The following is a 12254-nucleotide window of genomic DNA, read 5'->3' as shown; positions in this document are numbered from 1 at the left end:
TTCGCCCCAGTGGTTCTGACGTATTCATCATCCCTCAGCCCCATCAGAGATATCCCCCGATCGGAAGGCACGCTAGACATGCTTGATCAACAGCCAGTCAACATGGAGCAGACGGGCACCTCCCCGTGCCGGTGAAGACCGGGCACCGGGAGGCAGGCAGCGCGGGCGGCGGACTGTTACGCCGGCACCGGGACTTCCGGCAGCTGTGGTATGGGGAGACCGCGGGCAAGTTCGGCGTGTCCGTCACGGGTGTGCTGCTGCCGCTGGCCGCCGTCTCCGTGCTGCATGCCGGAACCTTCGCGGTGAGCCTGCTCAACGCCGCGACCTGGCTGCCCTGGCTCGTCATCGGGCTGCCCGCCGGAGTCTGGGTGGACCGGCTGCGCCGCCGCACGGTCATGCTGGTCTGCGACGCCGTCTCGTGCGCCCTGTTCCTGAGCGTCCCAATTGCCGCATGGTGCGGTGTGCTCGGCATCGGCCAACTGCTGTTGGTCGCCCTGCTGGTGGGCTCGGCGGCCGTCTTCTTCCAGACTGCGTACACCGCCTACCTCCCCACCCTGCTCAGCGCCCCGGACCAGGCCGAGGGGAACGCGAAGCTGCACGGGAGCGCCGCCGCGGCGCAGATCGCCGGTGTGGGATCCGGAGGCCTGATCGCACAGGCCGCCGGCGCGGTCGACGGCATGCTGACGAACGCGGCGACCTTCCTCATCTCCTTCCTGTGCGTAGGCCGCATCCGGCACCGCGAGCCGCCGGCAGCGGCCTCCCGGCCAGGACGCCGCGCGCCGCTGCTCGGGGACGTACGGGAGGGGGTGCGGCTGGTCGCCCACGATCCCTATCTGCGCAGCCTCACTCTCTTCGGAGCTGCCTCGAACCTCGCTCTGGGGGGCTGTCAGGCCCTGCTCGTCGTCTTCCTGGTGCGGGACATCGGTCTGTCCTCCGGTGCGGTGGGGGCGCTGGTGGGTCTCGGCGGCGCAGGGGGCGTCCTGGGCGCGCTGCTGGTGCGCCGGGGCGCGGCCCGGCTCGGCACTGCTCGGGCCCTGCTCCTGTTCGAGCTGGGTGTGCCCGCCCTCGCCCCGCTGATGGCGCTCACCCGTGACGGCGCCGGACTGGCGTTCTTCGTCGTCGGCTACGGCGCTGCCGCACTCGGCGTGGTGGCGGGAAACATCATCAAGGCAGGCTTCATCCAGGGGTATTGCCCCTCCGGTGTCCTCGGCCGGGTGACTGCCTGCTCGGCGTTCCTCAACTACGGAACCCTGCCGCTGGGCGCGCTACTCGCAGGTGGCCTCGGCACGCTGGTGGGGGTGAGGGCGACGATGTGGCTGCTGACCGCAGGCATGCCGCTGGCGGCGTTGATCCTGGTGTGGTCCCCGATCCGCTCCCGCCGCGACCTGCCCGCGCGCGAGGCCGAACTGAGCTGAACCGGACGAAGGCCGTGCCCCTCTTGCGTGCTCGCCAGGGCTCGTCTGGGTTCGTTCCCACCCGTCCACGCCGTGCCGACGGGGCGCCGGCCGCTCCGGACCCGCATCCACGGATGCCCCTTTTGTCCCCTCTCCTTTATGCGACAGGCATGAACACCCTCCCCGAACGCTCTTGGTGCACGCCTTTCCCGATGACAACGTGAAGCGGGTCGGCACGGCCCGAAAATGCGACCGGCACCCGGGGCCCGGAGCCCGAGCAATTCCGCAGCGCATTTCGGCAGAACGTCGCGTGCTCAGTACGCGGGACGGACCGAGCCGGGTGCGGTGCACCGAGCCGAGTCCGGTGCCGATTCGACGTATCGCACCGATTCCACTTGCCGCGCCGATTCCCCCCGCCGGAACCGTCCACCCCTTCCGCATGACGTGAAAGGAATTCCATGCTTTCGCTCTCCGACCCCGCGCAGCACATGCCCCAGCCGTCCGGGACCCGGAACGACACCGGATGGGGGTGACCTCCCCCGGTCAGCATCCGAGGACAACCGTCAGCAACCACACGAGAGGCAGCGCCCAACCATGAGCTCTTCCCGGTCCGCAACCGCGGGACCCCCCGTCTGGACCCTCGAACCCGGTAAGCCGGCGATGGCACACGTCCCCCGCTTCGCCGACGCCGCCGAAGCAGCCGAGTGGCTCGGTTCGGTCCACGCGGAGCTGCGCACGGCACTGCACCGGCACGGTGCGGTCTACCTGCGGGGCCTCCCGGTCCGTGACGTCGAGGACTTCGCGACGGTACGCGACGTACTGGTGCCCCGCCGCACTCCCTACCGCGAGAAGGCCACCCCCCGCAGCAGCTACGGAAACGACGTCTACTCCTCCACCGACCTCCCGCCCAACCAGCCGATCCGTATGCACAACGAGAACAGCTACACCCTGACCTTCCCCGGTCTGCTGCTGTTCTCCTGCCTGACGGCGCCGGAGGAGGGCGGAGCGACACCGGTCGCCGACTGCCGCGAAGTGCTCCGCCGGATACCCACTCCGCTCGTCGAGCGGATGCGCTCGGCCGGCTGGTTGCTGACCCGCAACTACTCCGATCACATCTCCCTGGACTGGCGCACCGCGTTCGCCGCCGACACCCGGGAGGGGGCCGAGAAGTACTGCGCGGACAACCTCATCTCCTGCGAATGGGACGCCTCGGGCGGACTGCGTACCCGGCAACTGCGGCCCGGGATCATCCGGCATCCGCAGACGGGGGAGGAGGTCTGGTTCAACCACATGGCGTTCTGGAACTCCTGGTCGCTGGACGAGGAGATCCGAGAGGCGCTGCTTGACGAATTCGGGCCGGACGGCCTGCCCTTCGAGACCGGCCTCGGCGACGGCGTGCCGCTGAGCCGCGACGAACTCGACGCCATCAACGCCGCCTACGAGGGCGCGACGGTGCGCGAGACCTGGCAGCCGGGCGATGTGCTGCTCGTCGACAACGTGCTGGCCACCCATGGCCGCGACCCCTTCCGCGGCGACCGTCGCATCGTCGTCGCGATGGGCGAACCCGTCGACCTCGCGGGCTGTCGGCCCACCGTGCCGCCCGCCCCGGGAGAGGAGCGGGCGGCATGACCGAGATCCTCGAAGACCCCCGCCACACCGCACCGGACCACACCGTCGATCTGCTGACCCGCTTCCAGCAGGCCGTCGCGGCGGCCCCGGACCGGATCGCGGTCAGCCATCACGGTGCGCTCACCTTCGCCGAACTCGACCGGCACACCGCCCGGTTGGCGGGAGTGCTGGCCGGCCACGGCGCCGCGCCCGGCCGGCGGATCGGGATCAGCCTGCCCCGGGGTACCGACCTCGTCGTCGCGCTGCTCGCCGTCTGGCGGACCGGCGCCGCTTACGTACCGCTCGACCCCGCATATCCGCAGGAACGCCTGCACGCGATGGTGCGCGACGCGGGCATCGACGTGGTGCTGACCGGCGGAAGCGACGGCCCGGTGTGGCCGGAAGGTGTCCGCACCCTTCCGGTCGCACCCCCTCCGGAGGCCCCGGAGCACACTCCGGCACCGCCCGTACCGGTCTCCGCTCAGACCCCGGCGTACGTCATCTACACCTCCGGCTCCACGGGCGTACCGAAGGGCGTCGAATCCACCCGGGGCGCGGTGGCGGCACTGGTCGCCGGGCTGGAAGAGGCGGGTCTCTACGACCAGCGGCACCGGGTCGTCGCCTGGAACGCCAGCGTCTCCTTCGACGCCTCGGTCCAGCAGTGGGCACGGGTGTGCCGGGGCGACACCGTGGTCGTCCTGGGGGAGGCGGAGCGCACCGACCCGGCCCTGCTGCGGGCAGTCCTGGACGAGCACGGGGTGCACGACCTCGACCTGACCCCGTCGCACTGGCCCCTGCTCCGCGACGACCTGCTCGTACGCTCCACCGAGGGGCGACCGCTCCGGCTGTTCATGGGCGGCGAGCCGGTACCGGAGGGCACCTGGCGGGAGCTGGCGGCCGCACACGACGCCCGGCGTCTCGAAGCGGTCAATCTCTACGGCCCCACCGAGTGCACGGTGGACGTCACCGCTGCCTGGATCGAGGACTCCGCTCCGCACATCGGACGTCCTCTGCCGGGAGTAAGGTGCCACGTCCTCGACACCGCGCTGCGGCCGGTGCCGTTCGGCGAGGAGGGCGAGCTCTACCTCGCCGGACGGCAGCTGGCCGTCGGCTATGTGAACCGGCCCGCGCTCACCGCCACGCGGTTCGTCGCTGACCCGTTCGCCGCCGACGGCACGCGGATGTACCGCACCGGAGACCTGGTGCGCCGGCGCCCCGACAACTCACTGGAATACCGCGGACGCAGCGACCGTCAGGTCAAACTCCGCGGATACCGCGTGGAGTTGGGCGACATCGAGGCCGCACTGACCACCCATCCGGGCGTGGCGGCCGCCGTGGTCACCCTGCACAGCGGCACGGCCGCGGGCGAACAGCTCGCCGCGTACTACGTCGCGGCGACTGGTGCCGTGGGCGACACGCCTGCCACCGGCACACCCACTCCCGGGACGCTCCGCGCGCATCTGGCCGCCGTCCTGCCGCAGTTCATGCTCCCGACCACCTACCTCGCACTCGACGCGATACCGCTGACCGTGAACGGCAAGGTCGACCTCGCCGCCCTGCCCGCGCCCGAACCGGCCTCGGCGGCCCCGGAGAGCGCTCCGGAGGGCGAGGCCGAGACGCTGATCGCGGCCGTATGGTCCGAGGTCCTCGGCCGTGAGCACATCAGGGCCGACGACGACTTCTTCGCCATGGGCGGCCATTCGCTGATCGCCCTGCGTGTCGTGGCCCGGCTGAAGAAGCAGCTGGGGGTCGCCATGTCGGCCCGCGAGGTCTACCGCCATCCGCGGCTCAGGGACCTGGCGCGGCACGTCGAGAGCCTGCGCACCGGCCGCTGACGGTCCGGCATCCCCCTCCCGCGGCCACCGCGCACCTCCTGCGCCACCGTCACCGAGTCGCCTCCGCGGATACCGCGATCCGCCACCACAGAGACGGCACAGAGACACCAAAGAAGCACCACAGAGCCCCCACACAGACAGGGAGATGGCCACGATGGCCGGACCTCAGGACACCACCGTCATCCCGATCAAACCACCGGACCGCCACACCGTCCGCACGCTCCTCTGCCTGGGCTTCTGCGGCGGCGGCACCGGGCCTTACCATTCCTGGAGCGACAGCCTGCCCGCCGAGGTGGCCCTCTCCGCCATCTGCTACCCCGGCCGGGAGGGGCGCTTCCTGGAGCCGTACGCGGCCGACTGGGAGGAACTCGCCGCGGATGCCACCACCGCCGTGCTCTCCGCGGTCGACGGGCCGTACGTCCTGTTCGGCCACAGCATGGGCGGATGGATGGCCTTCGACGTCGCAGCCCGGATCGAGGATGCGGCCGGCCCGGCACCGGAGGCGCTGGTCGTCTCCTCGTGCAACGCACCCGACCGCGGACTGACTCCACGGGACATGTTCCCCGCGCGCCAGGACACCGACGCCGAGCTGCTGGACTGGATGCGCACCAACGGCCTGATGCCCGAACACGTCCTGGCGGACCCGGGACTCCAGGAGATGGCCGTGGAGCTCATGCGTGCGGACATCCGGGTCCGTGACACCTTCCGCTGCCGGCCGGGGGCCACGGTAGGCGTCCCGGTCCAGATGCTCTCCGCGACGGACGACGACGTCATCGAGCCGGACGCCGGAAACCAGTGGCGCCGGCTCGCGCGCGGTGCGTACCGCCACGATGTGCTGCCCGGCGGGCACTTCTACACCCCGGAGATCTGGCGGCAGCTGCCGGCCTACATCGCACCGCTCACCGCACCGGCATCACCCGCCGCAGTCTGAGCCCGCCGGACGGGGCCCGTCCGCTCCGCCCCACACGGCCATTCCGCACTGCCCCATCGCGCGCACCGCTCCGTCCCACACCGCTCCGTGCCACCTGAAAGGACATTCCCCGTGACGCACACGCACCCCTTCGAAGACGTCGACGGCACCTATCTCGTCCTGGTCAACCAGTACCACCAGCACTCCCTCTGGCCGTCGCACCTTGCACCTCCCCAGGGCTGGACGGTCACCCGGGGCGCCGACGGATATCAGGCCTGCCTCGACCACATCGAGGAGCACTGGCGCGACCTGTCGCCGCAGCCCGCCACCGGCAACTGACCCATCTCCGTCTCCAAGGGAGGAGCACCATGACGCAAGCGCAAAGCCCCGCGGCCGCGGAGCAGACCGACGCCACAGTCCCGCCCGGGGACGGCCCCGGCGGTGCCGGGAGGGGCGAGCGGGGTCCGCGGTCGGTGCGGGAGGAGGTGTTGTGCCGGCTGTTCGCCCAGGTGCTGGGTGTGCCGACGGTGGGGGTGACGGACAACTTCTTCGCCCTGGGCGGCCATTCGCTCAGGGCCGCCCAGCTCCTGAGCCGGATCCGTTCGGTGCTGGGCGTCGAGCTGGGCGTCCGCGAACTGTTCGGTTCGCCGACCGTGGCGGAGCTGGCGGATCTGCTGGCCGACGGTGCCGCGGCCCGGCCGGCGGTGACGGCGCGGGCGCGGCCTGCGGTGGTGCCGCTGTCGTTCGCGCAGCAGCGGCTGTGGTTCCTGGACCGTCTGGAGCAGAGTCCGACCTATAACGCGCCGTTCGCCTTCCGGGTGCGGGGCCCGGTGGATGTGGACGCCCTCCAGTCCGCCGTCAACGATGTGGTCGGGCGCCATGAGGCGCTGCGCACAGTCTTCCCCGTCCGCGACGACGAGCCTTTCCAGGAGATCCTGGCACCCGAGCATGCGACGGTGAAGGTGGCGGTGGTGCCGTGTGCCGCCGAGGAGCTGGCCTCCCTCTTCCATGACGCGGCGTTCGCCCCCTTCGACCTGGCGGTCGAACTGCCCTTGTGCGCCTCGCTGTTCACGACCGCTCCCGACGAGCACGTACTGCTCTTGACGTTGCATCACATCGCCAGCGACGGCTGGTCGGAAGCTCCGTTGCTGCGCGATCTGTCGGCCGCTTATCGCGCCCGCCTCACCGACAGTGCTCCTGTGTGGGAGGCGCTGGCGGTCCAGTACGCGGATTACACGCTGTGGCAGCGTGAGCTTCTGGCGGAGGTGGGTGGGCAGCAGGCGGAATTCTGGGCCGAGGCGCTCCAGGATCTTCCGCAGGAGCTGGCGCTCCCCACCGACCGGCCGCGGCCCCCGCAGCCCACCCACTCCGGCGGCCTCATACGCTTCGAACTGCCCGCCGACCTGCATGGGCGTCTTGAGTCGCTGGCGCGTGAGCAGGGTGCGACGCTGTTCATGGTGCTTCAGGCGGGGCTGGCGGCGCTGTTGACGCGGCTGGGGGCCGGTACGGACATCCCGTTGGGTACCGCGACGGCGGGCCGAACCGATCAGGCGTTGGACGACATCGTCGGGTTCTTCGTCAATACGCTGGTGCTGCGGACGGACACCTCGGGCAATCCGTCGTTCGGTGAGCTGCTCGCCCGGACACGGGAAGGCGATCTGGCGGCGTTCGCGCACCAGGATCTGCCCTTCGAGCAGCTGGTGGAGAGGCTGAATCCGGACCGGAGCACGGCCCGCCACCCCCTCTTCCAGACCATGCTCGTCCTCCAGAACAACGCCGAAGGCACCCTTGACCTCCCCGGCACCACTATCACCCCCCAACCCCTCGACACCGCCCCCTCCAAATTCGACCTCGGCTGGAGCTTCACGGAGGAGCGGGACGCCGACGAACGCCCCCTGGGCATGTCCGGCATCCTCCAGTTCGCCACCGATCTGTTCGACCGCAGCACCGCGGACACGCTGATCCGCCTCCTCATCCGCGTTCTCGACGCCGCAGTGGACGCACCGGACACTGCCATCGGTTCGCTGGAGATCTTCGCGTCGCGGGCAGAGCAGCGGGCATTGCTGGACCGGACGGCCGAACATCGTCTCCCCGCCCGCCGCGCGTCCGAGCCTGACGGTGCCGCGGGTGCCGCAGCTGCCGGTGCGACGTCCGGGAACGGCCCCGACGGTGCCGAGAGGGGGGAGCGGGGGCCGCGGTCGGCGCGGGAGGAGGTGCTGTGTCAGCTGTTCGCCCAGGTGCTGGGTGTGCCGACGGTGGGCGTGACGGACAACTTCTTCGCCCTGGGCGGCCACTCGCTGCTGGCCACTCGACTGCTGAGCCGGATCCGTTCGGTGCTGGGTGTGGAGCTGGGCGTCAGGGAGTTCTTCGGGTCCCCGACGGCCGCAGGGCTGGCGGATCTGCTGGCCGATGGTGCCGCGGCCCGGCCGGCGGTGACGGCGCGGGCGCGGCCTGCGGTGGTGCCGCTGTCGTTCGCGCAGCAGCGGCTGTGGTTCCTGGACCGTCTGGAGCAGAGTCCGACCTATAACGCGCCGTTCGCCTTCCGGGTGCGGGGCCCGGTGGATGTGGACGCCCTCCAGTCCGCCGTCAACGATGTGGTCGGGCGCCATGAGGCGCTGCGCACAGTCTTCCCCGCCCACGACGGCGAACCGCGCCAGCAGCTGCTCGCCCCCGAAGAGGCCGCCGTCGAGGTCACCGTGGTGCCGTGCTCCGCCGACGAGATCTCCGCCCGCTTCCACGCCGCGGCCTTCACGCCCTTCGACCTCGCCGAGGAACTGCCCCTACGGGTCACGCTGTTCACCGTCGCCCCCGACGACCACCTACTCCTGCTGACCCTGCATCACATCGCCAGCGACGGCTGGTCGTTGGTGCCCCTGCTGCGCGATCTGTCCATGGCCTATCGCGCCCGCCTCACCGACAGTGCTCCTGTGTGGGAGGCGCTGGCGGTCCAGTACGCGGATTACACGCTGTGGCAGCGTGAGCTTCTGGCGGACGTGGGCAAGGAGCAGGCCGCATTCTGGGCCGGGACGCTGAGGGACCTTCCGCAGGAACTCGCTCTCCCCACCGACCGGCCGCGTCCGCCCCGGCCCACCCACTCCGGCGGCCTCGTCCACTTTCAGTTGCCCGCCGACCTGCATGGGCGTCTTGAGTCGCTGGCGCGTGAGCAGGGTGCGACGCTGTTCATGGTGCTTCAGGCGGGGCTGGCGGCGCTGTTGACGCGGCTGGGGGCCGGTACGGACATCCCGTTGGGTACCGCGACGGCGGGCCGAACCGATCAGGCGTTGGACGACATCGTCGGGTTCTTCGTCAATACGCTGGTGCTGCGGACGGACACCTCGGGCAATCCGTCGTTCGGTGAGCTGCTCGCCCGGACACGGGAAGGCGATCTGGCGGCGTTCGCGCACCAGGATCTGCCCTTCGAGCAGCTGGTGGAGAGGCTGAATCCGGACCGGAGCACGGCCCGCCACCCCCTCTTCCAGACCATGCTCGTCCTCCAGAACAACGCCGAAGGCACCCTTGACCTCCCCGGCACCACCATCACCCCCCAACCCCTCGACACCGCCCCCACCAAAGTCGACCTCGACTTCACCTTCACCGAACGGCACGGGGCCGCCGGCAGCCCCGACGGCGTCGACGGCCTGCTGCACTACTCGGCCGACCTGTTCGAACATGCCACCGCCGAGGCCCTGACCCAGCGGCTGCTGCGCCTCCTCACCACCGCCGGCGCCGCCCCGGACACTCCCATCGGAGCGATGGAGCTGCTCTCCCCACAGGAGCGCGTCCGGATCCTCTCCGGGTGGAACGACACCGCCCTTCCGCTGCCGGACGACCGGCCGGTGCACGAGATCTTCGAGGAGCAGGTACGGAACAACCCCGATGCCACGGCGGTGGTCGACGCCGACGGCACCCTGACCTTCCGCGAGCTGAACGCCCGCGCGAACCGACTGGCGTGGCTGTTGATCAGCCAGGGCATCCGGCCGGAACAGCGCGTGGCCACCTTGCTCCCACGGGCCGGCGAGCACATCGTCGCGCTGCTGGCCGCACTCAAAGCGGGCTGCTGCTACGTGCCCATGGACCCGGAGTACCCCGAGGACCGGATCGCCCTGATGCTGGCGGACGCCGCGCCGTCCTTCCTGCTGACCGACACGGAGAACGTGGCCCGGCTCCGGCCGGGGGCCGATCCCTCGCTTGAGGTGCTGGTTCTCGACGACCCTGTCGTACTTCAGTCCCTCAGCCGGTACGCGCCGGTCGACCCGCACCCTGCGGACCGGCCCGTACCGCTGCGCCCGGACCACCTTGCCTACGTCATCTACACCTCGGGTTCGACGGGCCGGCCGAAGGGGGTGGCCGTGGAGCACCGCAATCTCAGCAACCTGTTCCACGCCCACTTCGTGGTGTTCGCGTCACAGGTGGCGGCCGCCGGGGACCACCGGATCCGTGCCCTGGTGACCGGGCCGCTGACCTTCGATTCCTCCTGGGAACCCGTCCTGTGGCTGATAGGCGGCCATGAACTGCACCTCGTGCACGACGAGGTCCGCCGCGACCCGGAGGCGATGGTCGAGTACATCGGCGCCGCGGGCATCGACTACATGGAGATCTCGCCGACGTACTGCCGGCAGCTGATGACGGCGGGCATGCTGTCCGCAGGGCAGCCCTCGCAACCGCGCATCGTCGAGCTCGGCGGCGAGGCCGTCGACCAGGCGCTGTGGAGCGAACTCCGCGCCACTTCCGGGACCGAGGGCTTCAACACCTACGGCCCGACGGAGTGCACCGTGTACGTCTCGCACGGCGCGGCGGCGGAACACGAGCGGCCGGTGATCGGCCGGCCGATCGGCAACAACCGCATGTACGTGCTCGACGTGGGCCTGCGGCCTCTGCCCGCCGGGGTGGTCGGCGAGCTGTATCTGGCCGGAGCGGGGACGGCCCGCGGCTACCTGGGCCGGCCGGGGCTGACGGCACAGCGGTTCGTGGCCTGCCCGTTCGGAGAGCCGGGGGAGCGCATGTACCGGACCGGGGACCTGGCGCGCTGGAGCGCCGACGGTGTCCTGGAATACATCGGCCGCACCGACGACCAGGTGAAGGTCCGCGGCTTCCGGATCGAACCCGGCGAGGTGGAGTCGGTGCTCGCCGGACACGACGCGGTCCGCCAGGTGACCGTGATCGTCCGCGAGGACCAGCCGGGGGAGCGCAAGCTGGTCGCCTATGTGGTTCCCACGGAGCAGGGCCGGGCGGACGCCAGGGAGCTGCGCCGCCTCGCCACGGCGTCGCTGCCCCGCCACATGGTGCCGTCGTCCTTCGTGTTCCTGGACGCCCTGCCGCTGACCTCACGCGGAAAGCTCGACCGGCGGATGCTGCCGGCACCGGGGGAGAGGACGGCGGAGCACCGCCGAGGCCCGCGAACGGTACGCGAGGAGCTGTTGTGCGGCCTGTTCGCCGAGGTCCTCGGGGTGCCCGAAGTGGGCATCGACGACGACTTCTTCGCCCTGGGCGGCCACTCGATGCTCGCCACCCGCCTGATCGCCAGGGCGCGTTCGGTGCTCGGCGCCGAGCTGGGCATCAGGACCCTGTTCGATACCCCCACCGTCGCCGGACTCGCCGACCGGCTCTCGCAGGACACGCCCGACGACTCCCTCGCGGTCCTGCTCCCGCTGCGCTCCGTACGCCGGGCGGCCACGCCGTCCCGCACACGGGGCGCCACACCCCCCGAGCCGCTCTTCTGCGTCCACCCGGCGGCCGGAACCAGCTGGGTGTACTCCGGGCTGCTCCGCCACCTGGCACCCGACCAGCCCGTGTACGGCCTCCAGGCACACGGGCTCACCGAGCCCGATGCGGCTCCGGAAAGCATGACGGAGATGGTGGAGGCCTACCTCGCGCAGATCAGGTCGGTACAGCCGGACGGCCCCTTCTCGCTCCTCGGCTGGTCCTTCGGCGGGGTGGTAGCCCACGAGATGGCGGTACGGCTCCAGGAGGCCGGGCAGAAGGTCAACTCGCTCGTATTGATGGACAGTTACCCGTCGAGCGCGACCGTCGACGGCCACGACAAGGGAAGGGCGAAGAAGAGCGGATCAGGGACGGACGGGGACGACGCACAGGACGCGGAAGATTTGCGGCAGGCCCTGTTCGACTCCCTCGGGCACCAGGCGGACTCCACGGCCGGCCCGCTCGCCCTGCTCGGGGAACAGGGCCTGGCGGCCATGGTCCGGGTGTTCGCGCGCAACAGCCGCCTCCAGGACGGATTCGTTCCGCGCTCGTTCCGGGGTGATGTGCTGTTCTTCGAGGCCACCGAGGGCTGGCTTCCGGGCATGCAGCGCCCGCAGGCCTGGCGGCCCCACGTGGCGGGCCGGCTCGCCGTCACACCCGTACGTGGCGCGCACGGCGAGCTGACCCGCCCCGAGCAGCTCGCGCAGATCGGCCCGGTGCTGGCCAACTGGTGTGCCGGGCGCAGGAAGTGAGGCCACAGTGCGGCTGATCGCGTCCCGCCCGGATTCCCAGCGGAGTCCGGGCGGG

The 12254-nt window shown here is 70.9% G+C and carries 6 protein-coding genes; all 6 read left to right on the top strand.

Annotation, left to right across the window (positions count from 1 at the left end; all coding sequences use genetic code 11):
• The first annotated feature begins 125 nt into the window (after window positions 1-125).
• The 6 genes from STRNI_RS01105 to STRNI_RS01080 all read left to right on the top strand — a co-directional run bounded on the left by STRNI_RS01105 (window position 126) and on the right by STRNI_RS01080 (window position 12199).
• Window positions 126-1415 carry an MFS transporter gene (locus STRNI_RS01105; protein WP_277410299.1) on the top strand — a complete coding sequence of 430 codons (1290 nt, stop codon included), beginning with the start codon at window positions 126-128 and terminating at the stop codon, window positions 1413-1415.
• Window positions 1416-2054: 639 nt separating this feature from the next.
• The gene (locus STRNI_RS01100; protein ID WP_274740296.1) at window positions 2055-3023 is read left to right on the top strand and encodes a TauD/TfdA family dioxygenase; all 969 of its coding nucleotides are present in this window, start codon (window positions 2055-2057) and stop codon (window positions 3021-3023) included.
• The gene (locus STRNI_RS01095) at window positions 3020-4837 is read left to right on the top strand and encodes a non-ribosomal peptide synthetase (protein ID WP_159492449.1); all 1818 of its coding nucleotides are present in this window, start codon (window positions 3020-3022) and stop codon (window positions 4835-4837) included. Before STRNI_RS01100 ends, STRNI_RS01095 begins: the two co-directional genes overlap by 4 nt.
• Window positions 4838-4991: 154 nt before the next feature.
• The gene (locus STRNI_RS01090; protein WP_277410298.1) at window positions 4992-5768 is read left to right on the top strand and encodes a thioesterase II family protein; all 777 of its coding nucleotides are present in this window, start codon (window positions 4992-4994) and stop codon (window positions 5766-5768) included.
• A 111-nt stretch (window positions 5769-5879) separates the two neighbouring features.
• A complete protein-coding gene (locus STRNI_RS01085; protein WP_109886511.1) occupies window positions 5880-6086 on the top strand; it encodes an MbtH family protein in 207 nt (68 codons plus the stop codon).
• Between the two features lie 29 nt (window positions 6087-6115).
• Window positions 6116-12199, top strand: a complete 6084-nt coding sequence (locus tag STRNI_RS01080) for a non-ribosomal peptide synthetase (protein ID WP_277410297.1) — start codon at window positions 6116-6118, stop codon at window positions 12197-12199.
• The last annotated feature ends 55 nt before the right edge of the window (window positions 12200-12254 follow it).

It is taken from the genome of Streptomyces nigrescens (assembly GCF_027626975.1).
GTDB lineage: Bacteria > Actinomycetota > Actinomycetes > Streptomycetales > Streptomycetaceae > Streptomyces > Streptomyces nigrescens.
This window is presented reverse-complemented; position numbering and strand designations above follow the sequence as displayed.